General features: G+C 51.7%; 19 protein-coding genes, 2 rRNA genes and 1 riboswitch. Of the genes, 2 read left to right on the top strand and 19 right to left on the bottom strand.

Going from position 1 to position 17,111, the window contains the following annotated elements:
- Positions 1 to 27: 27 nt before the first annotated feature.
- From yabG to JJQ72_RS18285, 6 genes are all read right to left on the bottom strand, one after another.
- On the bottom strand, positions 28 to 912 hold the full coding sequence (gene yabG, locus JJQ72_RS18310) for a sporulation peptidase YabG (RefSeq protein WP_208204537.1): 885 nt from the start codon (positions 910 to 912) through the stop codon (positions 28 to 30).
- 112 nt (positions 913 to 1,024) lie between these two features.
- The gene (gene rsmA / locus JJQ72_RS18305; RefSeq protein ID WP_208204536.1) at positions 1,025 to 1,912 is read right to left on the bottom strand and encodes a 16S rRNA (adenine(1518)-N(6)/adenine(1519)-N(6))-dimethyltransferase RsmA; all 888 of its coding nucleotides are present in this window, start codon (positions 1,910 to 1,912) and stop codon (positions 1,025 to 1,027) included.
- On the bottom strand, positions 1,912 to 2,460 hold the full coding sequence (rnmV, locus tag JJQ72_RS18300) for a ribonuclease M5 (RefSeq protein ID WP_138223917.1): 549 nt from the start codon (positions 2,458 to 2,460) through the stop codon (positions 1,912 to 1,914). The genes rsmA and rnmV overlap by 1 nt, the downstream gene beginning before the upstream one ends.
- Before the next feature lie 103 nt (positions 2,461 to 2,563).
- Positions 2,564 to 3,793 carry a ubiquitin-like domain-containing protein gene (locus tag JJQ72_RS18295; protein ID WP_138223916.1) on the bottom strand — a complete coding sequence of 410 codons (1,230 nt, stop codon included), beginning with the start codon at positions 3,791 to 3,793 and terminating at the stop codon, positions 2,564 to 2,566.
- A 276-nt stretch (positions 3,794 to 4,069) separates the two neighbouring features.
- A riboswitch (cyclic di-AMP (ydaO/yuaA leader) is annotated at positions 4,070 to 4,288 on the bottom strand.
- Positions 4,289 to 4,494: 206 nt separating this feature from the next.
- Positions 4,495 to 5,259, bottom strand: coding sequence for a TatD family hydrolase (locus JJQ72_RS18290; protein WP_208204535.1), 765 nt, complete (start codon positions 5,257 to 5,259; stop codon positions 4,495 to 4,497).
- A 99-nt stretch (positions 5,260 to 5,358) separates the two neighbouring features.
- On the bottom strand, positions 5,359 to 6,642 hold the full coding sequence (locus JJQ72_RS18285; protein ID WP_208204534.1) for an HD domain-containing protein: 1,284 nt from the start codon (positions 6,640 to 6,642) through the stop codon (positions 5,359 to 5,361).
- Between the two features lie 327 nt (positions 6,643 to 6,969).
- On the opposite strand from JJQ72_RS18285, the gene JJQ72_RS18280 reads away from it, so the two are divergent.
- Entirely contained in the window at positions 6,970 to 7,224 is a 255-nt protein-coding gene (locus JJQ72_RS18280) for an AbrB/MazE/SpoVT family DNA-binding domain-containing protein (RefSeq protein WP_138223913.1), read from the top strand.
- A 200-nt stretch (positions 7,225 to 7,424) separates the two neighbouring features.
- Here the strand turns inward: JJQ72_RS18280 and rsmI are convergent, their stop codons facing one another.
- The 10 genes from rsmI to JJQ72_RS18230 all read right to left on the bottom strand — a co-directional run bounded on the left by rsmI (position 7,425) and on the right by JJQ72_RS18230 (position 15,277).
- Entirely contained in the window at positions 7,425 to 8,312 is an 888-nt protein-coding gene (rsmI, locus tag JJQ72_RS18275) for a 16S rRNA (cytidine(1402)-2'-O)-methyltransferase (RefSeq protein ID WP_138223912.1), read from the bottom strand.
- The gene (locus JJQ72_RS18270; protein WP_138223911.1) at positions 8,309 to 9,067 is read right to left on the bottom strand and encodes a tRNA1(Val) (adenine(37)-N6)-methyltransferase; all 759 of its coding nucleotides are present in this window, start codon (positions 9,065 to 9,067) and stop codon (positions 8,309 to 8,311) included. The genes rsmI and JJQ72_RS18270 overlap by 4 nt, the downstream gene beginning before the upstream one ends.
- Before the next feature lie 149 nt (positions 9,068 to 9,216).
- Positions 9,217 to 9,588 (bottom strand): DNA replication initiation control protein YabA, encoded by a 372-nt coding sequence (gene yabA, locus JJQ72_RS18265; protein ID WP_138223910.1) that lies wholly within the window; start codon positions 9,586 to 9,588, stop codon positions 9,217 to 9,219.
- Positions 9,589 to 9,619: 31 nt separating this feature from the next.
- The gene (locus JJQ72_RS18260; protein WP_208204533.1) at positions 9,620 to 10,420 is read right to left on the bottom strand and encodes a PSP1 domain-containing protein; all 801 of its coding nucleotides are present in this window, start codon (positions 10,418 to 10,420) and stop codon (positions 9,620 to 9,622) included.
- A gap of 57 nt (positions 10,421 to 10,477) precedes the next feature.
- Positions 10,478 to 11,461, bottom strand: a complete 984-nt coding sequence (holB, locus tag JJQ72_RS18255; RefSeq protein ID WP_208204532.1) for a DNA polymerase III subunit delta' — start codon at positions 11,459 to 11,461, stop codon at positions 10,478 to 10,480.
- Between the two features lie 56 nt (positions 11,462 to 11,517).
- On the bottom strand, positions 11,518 to 11,961 hold the full coding sequence (locus JJQ72_RS18250; RefSeq protein ID WP_138223907.1) for a YaaR family protein: 444 nt from the start codon (positions 11,959 to 11,961) through the stop codon (positions 11,518 to 11,520).
- Between the two features lie 230 nt (positions 11,962 to 12,191).
- Positions 12,192 to 12,521, bottom strand: a complete 330-nt coding sequence (locus tag JJQ72_RS18245) for a cyclic-di-AMP receptor (RefSeq protein ID WP_138223906.1) — start codon at positions 12,519 to 12,521, stop codon at positions 12,192 to 12,194.
- A 68-nt stretch (positions 12,522 to 12,589) separates the two neighbouring features.
- The gene (gene tmk, locus JJQ72_RS18240; protein WP_138223905.1) at positions 12,590 to 13,231 is read right to left on the bottom strand and encodes a dTMP kinase; all 642 of its coding nucleotides are present in this window, start codon (positions 13,229 to 13,231) and stop codon (positions 12,590 to 12,592) included.
- Positions 13,228 to 14,979, bottom strand: a complete 1,752-nt coding sequence (locus JJQ72_RS18235) for an aminotransferase class I/II-fold pyridoxal phosphate-dependent enzyme (protein ID WP_208204531.1) — start codon at positions 14,977 to 14,979, stop codon at positions 13,228 to 13,230. The genes tmk and JJQ72_RS18235 overlap by 4 nt, the downstream gene beginning before the upstream one ends.
- Before the next feature lie 118 nt (positions 14,980 to 15,097).
- Entirely contained in the window at positions 15,098 to 15,277 is a 180-nt protein-coding gene (locus JJQ72_RS18230) for a sigma factor G inhibitor Gin (RefSeq protein WP_138223903.1), read from the bottom strand.
- A gap of 227 nt (positions 15,278 to 15,504) precedes the next feature.
- Between JJQ72_RS18230 and JJQ72_RS18225 the strand changes: the two genes are divergently transcribed.
- Positions 15,505 to 16,029: a hypothetical protein gene (locus JJQ72_RS18225; protein ID WP_208204530.1), complete on the top strand. Its 525-nt coding sequence runs from the start codon at positions 15,505 to 15,507 to the stop codon at positions 16,027 to 16,029.
- Positions 16,030 to 16,065: 36 nt separating this feature from the next.
- Here the strand turns inward: JJQ72_RS18225 and JJQ72_RS18220 are convergent, their stop codons facing one another.
- From JJQ72_RS18220 to JJQ72_RS18210, 3 genes are all read right to left on the bottom strand, one after another.
- A complete protein-coding gene (locus tag JJQ72_RS18220) occupies positions 16,066 to 16,488 on the bottom strand; it encodes a hypothetical protein (RefSeq protein WP_138223901.1) in 423 nt (140 codons plus the stop codon).
- A gap of 275 nt (positions 16,489 to 16,763) precedes the next feature.
- Positions 16,764 to 16,880 (bottom strand): 5S ribosomal RNA (rrf, locus tag JJQ72_RS18215).
- Positions 16,881 to 17,020: 140 nt separating this feature from the next.
- Positions 17,021 to 17,111 (bottom strand): 23S ribosomal RNA (locus tag JJQ72_RS18210); the annotation flags it as partial.

The following is a 17,111-nucleotide window of genomic DNA, read 5'->3' as shown; positions in this document are numbered from 1 at the left end:
AGGTGACAGGTGGACAGAGGTGACTGACTAGCTGATCGACGGCGTTACTTTGAGCGTGGACAGATCCTGCAGCCGGGGAGAACCGATCCGGTGGCTGCCCCGGGTCTCAATGCCGCCCAGCCCCTGCGTACCGCTAATGGTGTTATGCAGCACATCATTCATATTCATCGTTTCCCGAACCGACGTATAAGCCGCCTTGCAGGCGACATAGACGGGGTCCAGGGCATGGATCAGCACCCGGCCTGGCGAGCTGGCAAAATTGGCTCCGGTTTGCAGCATCGCCTCGAAATGCGACTGACAGGCGCCGGCAATGACGATCAGCGCATCCAGATTGCGCTCATACTGGCGCGCGGTTTCAATCGCCCGCACGAAATGGTGCGAATTTTTGTAGCTGTCCAGGCTGTACAAATCATAAGGCTGAGGGCGCTTTAACACCCCGTCATGGCCGGTAATGACGACGATATCAGGACGCACTCGCGGCAGCAGCCGATGCAGCGCATCAGCCATCGACGATTCATGCACATAATGCCCTTCCGCCGGGACTCTGAGCTGCTGATATAAAGCGAGGCTTTTTTTTAAATACATAGGGTCTCCATCCAGATGCAGCACTCTGCCCGGAACATCAAAATACCCCTTATCGCTGCTCGATCCCCATTCATCCCGTAATCCGTCCAGCCGCCGTGCACAATCCAGCTTCAGCCGGGTCAAGGATTCCTTCGCTTTAATTTGAGCCTGCTTGGTGCGCTCGCTGACCGCAGGCCGCGCAGCAGGCACCAGATCGCTCAGGGGTGCATCCGCCAGCAGCCGGAAATCTGTTCCCTTGATCACCGCTGCGTTGGGACGTACCGACTCGATCCGGAACGTCACATCCCCGCCATACGACCTGCGGACGACCAGGTCTCCTAAATTCATTTCAGCATCCCCCCTGACTTCATCCTATGGGCGCAGGCCGGGAAAGGTTCGCGCCAAGCACAAATAAACCGGGGAGCATCTCCCCGGTTTATTTGCAGCGTCTTGCAGGTATTTAAGAAAGCCCAATCCCGGCTTCCAGCAGCACATCACTGAGCCGTGCATACTCCTCCATACTTAGCGTCTCTCCGCGGCGGGTCGGCTCAATCCCGGCCTCCTGCAGCAGACCTTCCAGCTGCTCCCGCCCATCCTTCGGGAAATATTTGCTCTTCAGATTGTTCGCAATCGTCTTTCTGCGCTGGGCGAAGGAGGCCTGGATCACCTCGAAAAAGTGCTGCTCATTCTTCACCGCAACAGCAGGCTGATCCCGAACCTGAAGGCGGATGACCGCCGACTCTACGTTCGGCTGCGGAATAAAGACGGTGTGCGGCACCGTGCAGACCAGCCGCGGCTCTGCATAATACTGCACCGCAATGCTCAGGCTGCCATAATCCTTACTGCCCGGGGAGGCCGCCATGCGCTGCGCAACCTCCTTCTGGATCATGACCACAATATTCTCCAAGGGGAGCTTCTCCTCCAGCAGCTTCATCATAATCGGGGTCGTCACATAATACGGAAGGTTGGCAACGACGCTCACCTTGGATACCCCGTCAAAGCGCCTTGCAAACAGCTCCTTCATATTCACCTTGAGCACGTCGCCATGCTCCACAGACACGTTGGGATACGGCTCCAGCACCTCCTCCAGGATGGGGATCAAGCGCTGGTCAATCTCCACTGCGGTGACCGTACCGGCCTGCTGAGCGAGCTTCTCGGTCAGTGCACCGATGCCCGGGCCGATTTCCAAAGCTCCCTTCTCCTTGGTCAGATCAGCAGCCTTCACGATATTGTGCAAAATATTCTGGTCAATCAGGAAATTCTGGCCGAGGCTTTTTTTAAATGAAAAACCGTGCCGGGCAATGATCTCCTTCGTTCGTTTCGGTGTTGATATATCTTCAGTTCCCATTAATGCTTCCCTCCGTCTTCAAGCGTAGCAGCCGCTGCCTGAAATTCCTCCGGTGTAATTTGAAACATGGCCAGCCGCTTCAGCAGCTGCTTGCCATTGCAATAGCCGATACCAAGCTGATTGCCGATCTGCATGCGTCTTGCCGCCGCATCTGGATGCAGCAGCAGCCCCGCCTCAATAACCTCCTCCATGGAGATCAGGCTGTCCGCTTTATCGAACGCTGTATGCACGCGAGAGAGGGCGTGCCGGATCGCCTCAACAGATGCATTCTCGACACCGATATCGCCCTTGCGGGTCGCATCAGCCTCCGGAATAAACGCGTGCTTGCAGCCCGGCACCTTGGCATCGATGATTTTGCGAATCCGCTCTCCCGCATGGTCGGGATCTGTCAGAATAATGACACCTCGCCGCTCCTGCGCAAGCTTCACCTTGGCAATGACCGCGCGGTTCACCGCAGAGCCTCCCGTCTCTATCGTATCGGCCTCTACAGCACGCTTCACCGCGACCGTATCATCCCGGCCCTCCACCACAATAACTTCCTTGATCATGCTTCATTCGTCCTTCCAAAAAAAAGAAGAGGATCATATCCTCTTCTTAGCATCTCATTATATTACATAAATAGTAGCCTATTTCTCATGGAAAAGTAAAACATTAGTTCGATTCCGGCTTGACGGGTCCAATGACATACACGGTATGCCCGTTCTTGCGTCCGAAATTCAGTGCTGCACGCAGCGAGTCGTAATACACGTCAATCTTGTTGCCCTTGATCGCACCGCCTGTATCTTCGGCACGGCGGAAGCCAATGCCCTCAATATAAACCCACCAGCCAATCGGAATGACGTTAGGATCTACAGCGATGGTGCGGCCTTCCGTAACACGCGTACCGGAAGCGGTCTTCGTACCGATGCCCGGCTGCTCCGAGGAGTACGCCGTCATGGATACATTCTTCAGGACCTTCTTATATTCAAAATCAATACCGGCTTTAGAAACGACGTTGTTCTGCTTACTCTCTGAGCTTGAGCTCGACTGAACGGCGGCCTTTGGCTGAACGGCAGGCGTCTTCGCCGAGGTCTTAGTCGTCGTCTTGGCTACAGTCGTTGGCTTTACAGCCTGAACGACCGGCTCTTCCTTCACCGGCTCCGGCGGCTTCTTCGTGCCGACCGCGATCACTTTATCCATCGTCTTGCGTTCGACTTCCTTGGACACCACTTGTTTGGAAACCAGCTGTCCATCTTCATACACCTTCTCAATATGGTGAATGATCAATCCAGGCTCTCCCGCTTGAACCACCCGGTTATCGCCCTTCAGAAGCGAAGGGTCTGACGTCTTGATGACCCGGTATTCGCGGACCTCTTCTTCTTGTACCTGCTGCTTACTTACGCGAACAACGCGAATGTCGGAAGCCTCGGACAGCTTGCTGTCCAGTGCAGGAGTTACTTTATCTTCATCCTGGACGGTAATGCCGGCTTTGTTTAGCACGTTCTGTACAGTGTCCTGGGTTGTAAATACCGTTTGCGTATTGCCGTCTGCGGTGACTGTAATAGGAACCGCACGCTGAATGACGATCCGGTCTCCATCCTGAAGACTTCCGTTTAGCGGCATGGATATTTCATCCTGCGGCTTCAGCGAGATCGAATGCTCTTCCAGCACATTTTGCAGCATGGCCTCATTCGTTTCCACCGTGGTCACCCGTCCATCGACCACCAGGTGAATTTCTTTGCCCGACTGGTTGTGTATAATCAGCAGTACGAGCAGCGTAATGGTGATGGTACCAAAGGCCGCCAGCATCAGTTGACGCAGAAAATCATGCTTCCATCGTAATGCGTATGACATGCTGGATGATTGTGAATCATGGGTCTGTTCTGGTTGTAAAACGCCCACTGCTTCATCCTCCTTCATAGCCCCGCCCTCTAGATCATGCATGAGTGTATATGACGCGACTATAGCAAATTTGTCTCACAGAGTGCCCCGCTATAGATGTGCACCCTGCGTTACGCCCCGTCTATTCGTGCATGTGTTCTGCCACCCCCCTTGTGTATCCCAGGGTATGATGGCGCTCTCTCCAATATTCTGAATATAAAAAAAGCCCGAAAAAGAGTATTAGAGACTCTTCTCGTGGCTTTTCCAGCTGTAGTCTTGGAAAGGATGCACGACCGTTGCCTCTCTTATTTACGCTTACGGGGTTAGCTGTCGGGTTCGGACGTAAGAGAGACGCCCTATCTCGAGTCAACCGCTCATGGCGGCTGCCCTCAAATTCACCCCAAAGACCCGAATTGAAATCAAATACAGTGCTCACAGCCCTTATGTATGGTTGCTCGTTGACCCTGTATCGGTTCCCCCGTTCTCCATGATCTGGAGATTAAGCGAGACGGTTTGTAAATGAATATGCTGCTGGTGTCAAACCAGCGCTTCATAAGTACTGAAAAGATGATACTCTCTTTACATGCAGGTTGTAAAGCAACGTTCAACCACATTTTTTCTGATAAATAGTTAAATTATTGTAATAATCGGACCATTTTTGATGATAAAATCTTAATTCATCGCAAATGCTCGCTTTTTCACCGCTTTTGCTCCCGATTTCATCAAATCCCAAATCGTTCCAGACCATTTCGGGTTGTAATCTCACTAATTTCTTCCAGAGACAACCCCTTCAATTCAGCGGCTTGCTCTGCCACATACTTCACGTAAGAGGACTCATTTCTTTTTCCCCGGAACGGGTGCGGTGTCAAATATGGCGCATCGGTTTCCAGTAAAAGGCGGTCCAGCGGCACCTGTGTCAGCACCTCTTTAGGCTGTTTGGCATTTTTGAACGTAGTGGGTCCGCCGAAGGAAATATGAAAGCCCATATGCAGGCACTGCTTGGCCGTTTCCCAGCTGCCGGAGAAGGAGTGCATGACGCCGCCCACCTCCGACGCTTTTTCCTCCTTCAGAATTCGCAGGACATCCTCATGCGCATCCCGATTATGAATCACGATGGGCAGATTCAGCTCCTTCGCCAGCTGAATCTGCTGCCGGAACACCTTATGCTGTATCTCTTTGGGAGACGTGTCCCAATGGTAGTCCAGTCCAATTTCGCCAATGGCTACAACCTTCCGGTGAGCGGTCAGAGAAGCAATCCACTCCAGGTCCTCCTCCTTCATCGCAATGGCGTCTACCGGATGCCAGCCTACGGCTGCATATATAAAATCATATTTTTCCGCGAGCTGCATCGTCGTCGGGATGGTCTCACGATTGAAGCCAATGTTGATCATACGCGTAATTCCCTGGTCTACTGCCCGCTGAATGACGGCTTCACGGTCCTCATCAAAGGCTGCAGAATCCAAATGGGTATGAGTGTCGAATAACATAACGTGTAAAGCTCCCTTCCTGTCGAAAATAAATCAGCTTGACCTTTTTATCCATCATTCCAGCTTGATGGACATGAGCAGCCACAGGTTCCCTGTGCACTACCGTGCAAGCAGACCGGTGACGTCAGCGGGCAATATGTCCCACACCGTTCTCAGCTTGTCCTCCGGATAGTATAGATGGGAGCGTCCGCGGTGAATGCCGCTGATGGAGCGCACAATGTCTGATACCTCGGAGATTTCCCGCAGCTGATCAAACCGGTCCAGCAGTAAAATCTGCTTATGGCTTGCTGTAGAGCCTGAAGGAAATTCATCATAGGGCAGATCGGTCGGAAAATCAACCTCCAGGTCATACTCCGGATTCAATCCCGCTTCCTGAAAGGCGTGGCGAAGCTCGTCGATCGTCTCTTTGTCGATATGATCGATTTCTACATATTTATACAATCGGCGGTGCATAAAGCGGCAGCAAAGATCCCGGAGCAGCTCGTCCTTTTCATAGGTCCATTGCAGAAAAGCGGTCTGTATAAGCGCTTCATCAAGGCGCAAATACTGATTGACATCAGGATTGCCCTCAAACAAAGCCGGCAGCGGCTCTACCATGAATTGAAAAGGATATCGATCCCGGAACAGCTCCTTCGCCCGGCGGAATATTTGCCGTAATATAATTTCGGAGCTTCTCGTCACAGGATGAAAATAGACCTGCCAGTACATCTGGTAACGTGACATCAAATAATCCTCGACCGCATGCATGCCGGACTGCTTAACCACCACCCGATCCTTATAGGGCCGAAGCAGCCTGAGAATCCGATCGGAATCAATCGTGCCATAGTTAACACCCGTATAGTACGCATCCCGAAGCAAATAATCCATGCGATCTGCATCCAACGGGCTCGTGACCAGATTACTGACAATGGGCTTGTCATAGCTCTTCTGAATGACAGCAGCGACCTTGCGAGGGAAATCCGGATCATGGCTGGTCAGCACCTCATTGACACAGGTATCCTCTGTCAGGATTCTGCAGGTCCAATCCTCATGATTCATATGAAAGGCTTCTTCTATAGAATGTGAAAAAGGACCATGGCCCAAATCATGCAGGAGCGCAGCACACAAGGCAACCAGCCGCTCTTCTTTTGGCCAATCCGGATAGCTGCCCCGTTCAAATTGAGAAATAATCTTTCTCGTAATTTCATAGACACCCAAGGAGTGGGAGAATCGGCTATGCTCCGCCCCGTGAAAGGTCAGAAAGGAGGTGCCTAGCTGCCGAATCCGGCGCAGCCGCTGGAACTCCGGCGTGTTAATCAGCCGCCAAATCAAATCGTCCTGGACATGAATATAGTTATGAACGGGGTCCTTGAATACCTTCTCTTCCGAAATGGAACGTCTCATGCATATCCTCTCCTTCTCAAGATCAATGTGATGGACTGAATGTTGAGCTTTCACTACTTTTGACGCATAATGTAGAATAATGTCGAATTACGTAAAATGGCGACTTCCAAATCGACAAATCTGAAGATTCCCAAAAAAATAACATGTTTTTGAACTTTTTGTGATCATATAAAGCTTTTCTCACTATAATTTTGTTAATAGGTGTGATATTCTCAAATAAACAGGTTGACTGTTTTGGGAATCGTTGGTACTATAAATAACATAAAAGATAGAACTATGTCGAATAATGACTTTTTTAAATTATAGCGAGAGGGGCATGAATCAGTTATGATGAAATCAACAGGTATTGTAAGAAAGGTAGACGAGCTAGGACGGGTAGTTATTCCGATTGAGCTTCGCCGTACGCTGGGCATTGGTGAGAAGGACGCATTGGAGATCTATGTAGACGGCGAGCGCATTATGCTGAAGAAATACGAGCCAGCCTGCATTTTCTGTGGCAATGCCGAGAACGTAACCTACTTCAAGGGCAAGATCGTCTGCCATGAGTGTGTATCTGAGATTCCGTCACCGGTAGCCAACTAATTTCTATTTGAGATAGAATCCATAGAATAAGTCATGCTGCTTGCATTAATTCTAACCTTTATATATCTCCTTTATGGCCTTCCAGCGCTTATGGCGCCGGAGGGTTCTTTTTTGTGTGCTCACGCCCGATACAGCAGCTTTGCGAAGCGCTCGGTGTTCCCGAACGCTTCAGCTCCTGCCGCTTTCCATCAATATAAAGGCTATAGCAGCGCATTATAAATGTCCCGCTTGGACACTCCCCGGTCGGATGCGACTTTCTTCATGGCATCCTTCCGGCTCAGACCGGTCTCTTCGTAATGCGCCACATGATCTTCTATAGACATGCTCTGCCACCAGGAGTCCCGCTCCTTCTGCTCCTCCTCTTGGCTGCCTCCCTCCAAAACCACGCAGTATTCTCCGATCGGGGGATGCTCCTCCAGCCACTCCATGCACTCCTGGAGCGTGCCGCGGGTAAATTCCTCATACCGCTTCGTCAGCTCCCGGGCCAGGACCGCTCGGCGATGACCGAGCGCTTCCTGCATGAAGGAGAGCGTCTTCTTGATCCGGTGAGGAGACTCATAGAACAGCAGTGAGCCTGCAGATGCCGGAAGAGACTGGAGCAGAGCCACCGCATCCTTCTTCTCTCGGGGGAGAAAACCGATGAACGTGAACCGCTCCGTTGAGAGCCCCGAGGCAATCAGCGCAGAAAGGGCCGCGTTCGCTCCGGGAACCGGAATGACGGGAATACCTTCTGCTATAGCGAGCCGAACCAGATCGCTTCCGGGGTCGGAAATGGCCGGCAGGCCGGCATCGCTGACGATGGCTGCATTTTTTCCTTCTATTATATACCTGATAATCTCAGGACCGCTCGCCCCTTTATTATGCTCGTGATAGCTAAACAGCTGCTTCGGCTGAATGTCAAAATGCGTCAGCAGCTTGCGGGTCTGCCGCGTATCCTCGGCTGCGATAATATCGCATTCTGAAAGGGTACGCACGGCGCGGTATGTCATATCCTCCAGATTGCCAATCGGTGTGGCAACCAGATATAGTGCGCCAGGGCCGCCTTCGGAGGCTGGCGACTGAAAGCTGCTCTGGGAGCTGATGCTCATGAGGTTTCCTCTTTTCCGTAATAGATTTCCAGCAGCTCCGGACAATACACACCCTGTTCATCATAAACAAGGAGCGGCGGCTGCAGCCGGACCTCTGGCTTTCCGTCCCGGAGACATTCGATCAGGACCATATTGGCCTCCACACCTGCTCGGGGATGCACGAACCGGATGATCTTGGGCTCCAGCCGGTATTGATGCAGCAGCACCATAATTTCTGCGAGCCGGTGAGGCTTGTGCACCATAGCCAGCTTTCCGCCGGAGCGCAGCAGCCGGGATGCGGCCTGAATGACCTCTTCCAGCGTACAGTGGATTTCATGGCGGGCAATCGCCTGATGCTCATTCAGCTTTCTATCACTGCCGTTAAGCGGCATATAGGGCGGGTTCACGGTAATATAGTCATATACGCCGTGGCCTGTTTCCAGGTAGAGCTCCCGCAGATCTCCTTCCCGCATGCTTACGCGTTCCTCCAGCCCATTCAAGGCAATGCTTCGGCGCGCCATGTCAGCAAGCCGTGGCTGAATTTCAATGCCCTCCAGGCTTGCTTCTGTGGCCGTGGACAGCAGGAGCGGAATGACGCCATTCCCGCTGCATAGATCCAGCAGCCTTCCCCGCCGCGGAACCCGGGCAAAGCGGGCCAGCAGCACGGCATCCATGGAGAAGCTGAATACCTCATCGCTTTGTATAATCCCCATATTATGGGTTAGCAAATCATCCACACGTTCAGATGGCTGTAGCTGTATCGGTTTCTTGATCATGATGAACATTCATTCCTTCTCTAATTTAACTTTAAACCTCCGCGGAATACAGATTACAAAAAAAGCCGTAGGCATCTGTACCCTCCTACGGCTTGTTGGATCTCTTGTATATAGTAATGACGGTTATACTCTACGGCTGACATTAGCTGTCACTTATTCAGGAACGACAGACAGAATAGACAATCGCCTTCGGTTCGCAGATGTCCGTAATAGACATTGCAAATATGAAAGCCCTCATGATACAAGCGTGCCAGATTATCATATCCCTCTCCAACCATATCCTCCGCGCCTGCCTGCACAGCAGCCCGGGATTTGGATGTCGAGGAAGCGGAGGCTGCAGGGTCTGCCGGCTGAACCTCTCTCTTCAGCACCTTGCGGAGCTGTTCATTTTCCAGGCCGAGACGATGGTTATCCTCCAGCAGCTCCTTGATGATCTGCTTCAGCTCACCCAGTTCACTGTTCATATGCCCCAGCTGGGACTCCATCTCTTGAATGCGCGTAAAAATGTTGTTCTTCTCCAAGATTACACCCCGAAAGTAACCATTCTATAGTCTACTTGATGACCACGTCATCCAGCGGAAGCTCCTTAACCTTGCCAATCTCGAACAGCTGTACATGTACGGTTCGTGTATCTGCGTTCACGCCGACAACCTTCCCGTCTCCAAGCGAGGTTACGACAAGCTTGCCCACAGAAGGCAGCTCTTCCTTGCTGCTTTCATAGTTATCATGCTCAAACTTCAAGCAGCACATTAATCTTCCGCAAAGACCGGAAATCTTCGTCGGGTTCAGCGACAAGCTCTGATCCTTGGCCATCTTGATCGATACGGGCTCGAAATCACCCAGCCAAGAGGAGCAGCAAAGCACTCGTCCGCAAGGTCCCAGACCGCCCAGCATCTTCGCCTCGTCACGTACGCCAATCTGGCGAAGCTCAATTCGAGTGCGGAAAATGCCTGCCAAATCCTTCACCAGCTCCCGGAAGTCTACGCGCCCTTCAGCTGTAAAGTAAAAAATAATCTTGTTGCGGTCAAAGGTGAATTCCACATCCACCAGCTTCATCTTCAGTCCGTGATCCCGGATTTTATTTAAACAGGTCGTGAAGGCATCCTTCGCCGCCAGCTTGTTCTCATCGACCACCTTAGCATCGTTGTCGCCGGCGATGCGGATCACTTTCTTCAGAGGAAGCACCACATCACATTCCTGAACCTCTTTCTTGCCAATCACTACATGTCCGTATTCAATCCCCCGAGCAGTTTCTACAATGACACATTGTTCCTTCTCTACGGGAAGATCCAGCGGATCAAAATAATATACCTTGCCCGCTTTCTTAAAGCGGACACCCACTACGCTGTACAAAAAATTAACCCCCTTGTTAGCCTTGCCTATTGGCCCTTACGGGTGTATGGGGTAATCTCACGCCGGAGCTTCGCCCATCCCCAATAACAATTGCTCGAGACAGAGCTGTCCGTTGACGTTGTAGCGTAATTTCTTCTGACACTCTGCGGCCAAATCCATGCAGGAGACCCATTGTGATGTGCTACGGGCTGAAGCATGACCGGTGATGAACTCAGCCTGATCTATAAAAACGAGGCAATCCTGCCTGCCGTACTGGACATTGATCATGTCTTTAAACCATAAATGAAACAGGCTGAAGAGCATGTCCAAATGCTCCGAGAGTCCGGTTCTGAACACCTTCTGGCTTGCTGTGATCATAGCCATGCCGGAGCGGTTCACAGACTCCTTCCCTAATTGTAACATTACGTTTCTAATTTCTGCAAACCAATTCTCATTTAAAATTGCTCTGCAGCCCTCTAATCCGGAGGCCAGATGAACGGCGCACCGGACAAGGGCTGCAGGATATTCCTCAGCAATCAGCACCTGTTCCATCATCGCGGAATCCAGCGCCCTGAAAGGGACCTTCTGCACCCGGGATTGAATCGTAGGCAGCAGCGCCTGTCCATTCTCGGCGATCAAAATGGCCACGGCAGGCAGCTGCGGCTCTTCCAGAAATTTCAGCAGGCTGTTGGCGGCTTGAACCGTCATTTTGTCAGCATGCTCGATAATATAAACCTTGGGATGATTCTTCTGCGAGCGGTATGAAAAAATCCGCTGAAGCTCGCGGATTTGGTCAATCTTTATGCTGGCGCCATCCGGCGAGATCATCGTCAGATCCGGATGGTTGCCATGATCGACCTTCCGGCACTCCAGGCACTTGCCGCAGGCATCATCACTCTCCTCTGTACAAAAGAGCGCTTTTGCAAACATCACGGCCATCTCCAGCTGTCCCGCACCCGTGGGCCCGCTGAACAAATAAGCGTGACTGATGGCCTTGCGCCGCATGGCATTTTGAAGCAGCTGCTTGGCAGCCTCCTGCCCCAATATATCGTTAAAAGACATAAGTCCTCTCACTTTCCCATTCATCTACTGCCAAACCTTTATGGATGGCATGCATGCTAAAAAGCTAAATTAATAAGCATTCCGCGGATTTCTCCGATCTTGCTCAACAGCTCAATCTTGCCCTGCTCACTCTCCAGCAGCTCGTCTGCCATCGCCAGCAGCAGGGAATCAATCTCATCAATTACGTTGTAACGCTTGCTTCTTCCCCGGCGGTCCCACCCGCGGGTTTCCTTCATCTTTACGCCCCGGCGGACGGTTTCTTCCAGAAATCGCTTCACCATGAATCGGTAGGCCTTTAATTCGCGGATCGTCATGACTCTCGCCAGGCGCTCGCCCTGCATTGCAATTTCCCGCATCTGCCGGCTTAATTCCTCATTCGTAGCCTTTTCTCCCTGCTGGTACATAATATCCGAGAAGGATTTCTGCTGCACCGGCTTGGCATTATTGTCCGCAGTGGTCAGCTCGCTTTTTAGAGGTCGAAAGCCTGGATTGATTTTCATGCCATTCACCGCCTTTTGGGGTATCATTTCTTATAGCTCCAGGAGCCTTTCTTACATATAGCTACCCGTTGAAGGGTGTAATCCGCCCAGCTTCATCATCTCATCATCAGCTGCCGAGTATATTGAACGAGAACAAGAAAGCCGCGTGCGGTTCTCATGCAAGCCTTCCGATTGAAGCATTCCCTCTTTATACTCGGCAGCGGGCTGTTCGTCGAGACATCAGGTGCAGATTAGAAATGCTCAAACCGCTCAACAGGAAGCACGAACACAGTAGCTCCGCCCACCTGCACCTCGACAGGAAGCGGCAGATACGAATCGGTCGTCCCGCTCATCGGGGTTACCGGCGTAACCAGCTGCTCACGTACCTTACAGCTATTGCGAATGACGTTCATCACGCTTTCTACCTGCGTATCATCGACCCCGATCATAAACGTCGTATTGCCCGCTTTCAGAAAGCCTCCGGTACTGGCCAGCTTCGTTGCCCGAAAATTTGCTTTAACCAGACCGGCCGACAGACGGTTGCTGTCCTTATCTTGTACAATCGCCACGATCAATTTCATATGCCATGTTCCTCCTTATTAATATCGGCATGTTTAGAAGCCGTATGTTTATTATTTGACAAAGCTGATCAAAAACCCTTTAATACTGTGCTTTCCAGCGCTCGTATGAGCTCTTTTTCAACGAGGGCCGGCGGCCTGGATGCATCAATAATCCGGATTCGTTCCGGATCTCTCTGCGCCACCTGTCGATACCCTTCCCTCACCTTGCGGTGAAATTCAAGGCTTTCCATATCCAGGCGGTTGTACTCACGCTCTTCATTGGCTGCAATGCGCGACAGTCCGGTCTCCGGGTCCAGATCGAGCAGCAGTGTCAGATCCGGCATGCGGTCTTCAATAGCAAACTGGTTCAGTCTCCATACCTCTTCCATCCCGATCCCTCGTCCAAGGCCTTGATATACCAGACTGCTATCTACGAAGCGATCACATAGTACGGTCAGACCGTTGGCTAAGGCTGGCTCTACCTTCTCGACGAGATGCTGCCTTCTGGCGGCTGCATACAACAGTGCCTCGGTCCGGGCATCCATCTCTGTATGGCTGGGATCCAGGATGAGTGATCGTATCTTCTCCGCAATCTCGATGCCTCCGGGCTCTCTGGTGATTAAATAAGGAATGGAATGGTTTTGAAAATAAGCTGCTAAACGGCCAACCATCGTTGTTTTTCCGGAGCCCTCACCTCCCTCAATCGTAATAAACATGGGTTTGCGGTTCATGACGTAACCTGCTTTCCTGAAGTATTTCGCACTAGGATGGTGCGCAGTGCCGGATCCGCCGCACCTTGGCATTTCGCTCCTAGATCTCTTAACCGGACAAGCCGCTTCGCCTGCTTCGGGGTAATACGCTCCCCCGTATACAGCAGCGGAATACCTGGCGGGTATGGGACGATCGTCTCTCCGGCAATCTCTCCAGCACACTGCTCCGGCGGCAGGGCTGTTAGTTCCTTCGGATCCAGTGTGCCCAGATGAAATGCCACCGGCTCACTAAAGCTTTGGGCTTCATAAATGTTCCACGTGGAAACATTGTGAGTCGCCGGGTGCCTAAGTTGAGGTGAGGAATCAGCCGAACTGAGCTGATCCGGCTCCTCATTGGAGTCTAGCCGTTGCAGCTCCTGCGGCGACTGCACCAGAGGTGAGGGCGCAGACGAGCTGAGCTGATCCGGCTCCTCATTGGAATCTGTCCGCTGCAGTTCCTGCGGCGACTGCACCGGAGATGAGGAGTCAGCCGGGCTGATCTGATCGGGCTCCTCATTGGAGTCTGCTGGCTGTTCGCCCAGGTCTTCCTCCACCATATGCTGCAGAGCCTGTAAGAGGTGCTTGGCATCCTCCTCCGTGGAGCCAAGCGTAAAGAGCAGAACGACGTGATGCTCGTCGCTCATCTCTGGCACACAGCCGCGCTCCTCTAGCGCGCGCTGAAGTGCAAAGCCGCTCAGGGCCCCCGTGCGGTCATACATGACCGCTTTGAAGGGGTCCTGATGCGTGTACGCCGCCGGCCGCGCTTGCGGCGGCTGCAGCAGCCCCAGGCGCGGCAGCTGTGCGAGGCCGCGCTTGAAGGTGTTCACGGCGGCGAGCCCCGCCGTGAAGGCACTTGGGCCCTGCGCATGGATCAGGCGCCGGGCCAGATCGAGCGAGCCCATTACCGGATAGGATGGGCTCGAGCTTTGCACCATAGCGAGGCGCTGGCGCAGCAGGGCGCGGTCCAACCGCGGTCCCTGCACGTGCAGCATGGCGCCCATCGTCATGGCGGCAAGCATTTTGTGCGTCGACTGCACAACGACATCTGCTCCGCATGACAAGGCGTGCCGAGGCAGATCAGGATGCTGGCCATAATGTGCGCCATGTGCTTCATCCACCAGCAAAGGGATCCCCGCCGCATGACAAAGCTCACTCCATGCCGTCAGATCCGTACCCATACCATAATAGTTGGGCATCGTCAGCAGCACACCCTTGGCCTTTGGGTAGGCAGACAGCGCAGCACTCCCTGCTGCCAACGACGGGGCAATAGCCAGACCGCTCCCTGCATCCACCTCCGGATCCAGAAAAACAGCCTGTGCTCCTGCGAGCATCAGTCCGTTCAGCACTGACTTGTGCACATTGCGCTGAACCAGAATCAAATCCCCAGGCTGCGCGCATACCGTCAGAATCATCGCCAGATTACCGGCCGTACTTCCCCCCACCAGAAAAAAACTCTCCTCCGCCCCAAAGCAATCCGCAGCCAGTCGTTGTGCTTCCAAAATAACACCGTCCGGCTGATGCAAATCATCGGTTCCCGTAATCTCTGTCACATCGACAGAAAAGACATCCATCAATAGATCAGCCCCGGGCACCCCCATATAGGCCTTTCCGTTCTTATGTCCCGGCACATGAAACGAGGCTCTTCCCTTCTCGCGGTAATTCTGCAAAGCCTCCCATAAGGGGGCACTCTCTTTATTTCGTAGTTGAGCATCCTTGTACTCTATCGACATCGTCTTAATCCTTCCAAGCCTGGTTTAACTACCTCTATTCTAACGTAAAATGCTTCTCACGCCTATGCCTCATGAAGACCGGATATTTACACTCAATAAAAAAAGGCCCCCTAAGGCCTCAATGTGTTACAGCAATTTGCTTCAAACGATGAATAAAGTACTGATACTTCGCATCCTCTGCGTTCGTATGCACGATTTCGGACTCACAATCTTCACAGACGAACTGAGAAACAATCGTGATTCCCTCCTGCTTGATCTGGCTGCATACGATGCACACTTGCCCCGCCATCTCTTCCATGAGCCAACCCACCTCCATTGATTTACTATTAGTATGACAGGTTTTCTAGTATTTTAAACCTTTTCATAGGTTGTGATTTCCATTTATGCCCTTTTCAACATATACTATGTGTAGTGCCTGGCGAAGGGTGTCTGTACCTACAAATCTTCACAAAATTTCATTGCCAGCCGATAAAACAAGTACATACTCTTTTCTATCGAAGCTACTAAAGGAGGGCCGTGAGCACGATGGCCGATCAATCTCATCAGAAAGCGACTTTTTATCAATACCGACTGCTCAAAAAAATCACACTCCCCCGCTGGATGTGGACTACCTACCTTCTCCTTCCCTGTGCTGCAGTCGCTTCCCAAATGGTCATCCTCTCCTGGGACAGCTTTATTTTCTTTCTCCTGGCAGGCATGCTCATTTTTTGGATACAATTTGTCATTGGCAGATCCGTTCTGCATTTGACCGGGTCCCTCTCCTCGCGTAAATGGCGGTTTAGCCTCCAAGCACCCTGGATCGGTTATATGCCTGAGCAGCATGTCAGCAGCTTCCGATTTATCAAGGTGCAATGGCATACGAGCTGGATCGGGTGCGTTCTTATCGCATTGATGGCATTCTGGTCTCCGCTTTCATTTACAATCTCAGCATACTTTTGGCATCTCTGGCTGGTAGGACCGCGCTATTATGCCTGGTACCGGTTAACGCGGCAGTATAAGGACGGCATGCTGAAGTTCGGACCGGATGATGTATCCTACTATTCTCAATAAACGATTAAAAAGACCTTTATCCATGTGGATAAAGGTCTATTTCTTACTTTCCAGCCCTTGCAGCTCTTTCTTAACAGGTGCCGGTATCGTAATTATCAATGAATCGTCGTGTACCGTGAGGTGGACGATATTTTTTCCTTTTTCAAAAATAATCGGTGATGTGCCTTCCTGATCTTCTTTCTCCTGCCAGCCCCATGATTTAATTTCTTCAAGATAAGGCTCGGGAAGACTTTCATCTTCCTTCAGGCCTGGCAAAACATATCTTACATAATCAAGCTCCCCCGTGCCCTTGGCCTGCTCTGTTCGATTGGCTTCTTTAGGCACCGGAAACGACTTCACATTCGCAGCTCCATCAAAAGATTCCCATGTAGGTTTGTCCGAAATACTACACCCAGACCCCATCAGCAAAATTGCTCCTGCGCAAATCCCCCCTGCAAGACGCATCCTGCTGTTCCGCATGAAATAACCTCCTTCCCAGCCGCATCCACATGTATTACCGGACTTCCCATGTTGATCTTGAATGTTGATTGGTGGATAGGCTGTAATCCTAGACCGTTTAACCTATACATTACATATATCTGAATGTACGGAAATGACGTATGACCTGTTTTATACTATTCCTATTATACTGATTTCCCATAAGATTCGGTAACAAAATCTTCATCTGTTTCTGCCAGCACGGATGAAACAGACAAAATAAAAACCACCGTCGATGTCATCGACGATGGTTCTTCGCTTGGCGGCGTCCTACTCTCCCGGGACCCTGCGGTCCAAGTACCATCGGCGCTGGAAGGCTTAACGTTCGTGTTCGGGATGGGTACGCGTGGAACCCTTCCGCCATCACCACCAAACATGATTTTTCGGAGCATAGCTCCTCAAAAATCGCTGCGAGAAAATATCAAACCTTGATATTCACCCTCAGTGTGCTCAGATGTTTGATCACCTGAAAACTAGATACGAAACGAATGTGCGTTGTTAGAGAATGATCTTGTAGGATAAGCCCTCGACCGATTAGTATTGGTCAGCTCCATGCATTGCTGCACTTCCACCTCCAACCTATCTACCTCGTGGTCTTCAAGGGG

The organism is Paenibacillus sp. F411 (assembly GCF_017582705.1).
Classification (GTDB): Bacteria; Bacillota; Bacilli; order Paenibacillales; family Paenibacillaceae; genus Paenibacillus_AQ; species Paenibacillus_AQ algicola.
Note: the sequence above shows the minus strand (reverse complement) of the source record. Positions and strands in the feature narration are given on the sequence as shown.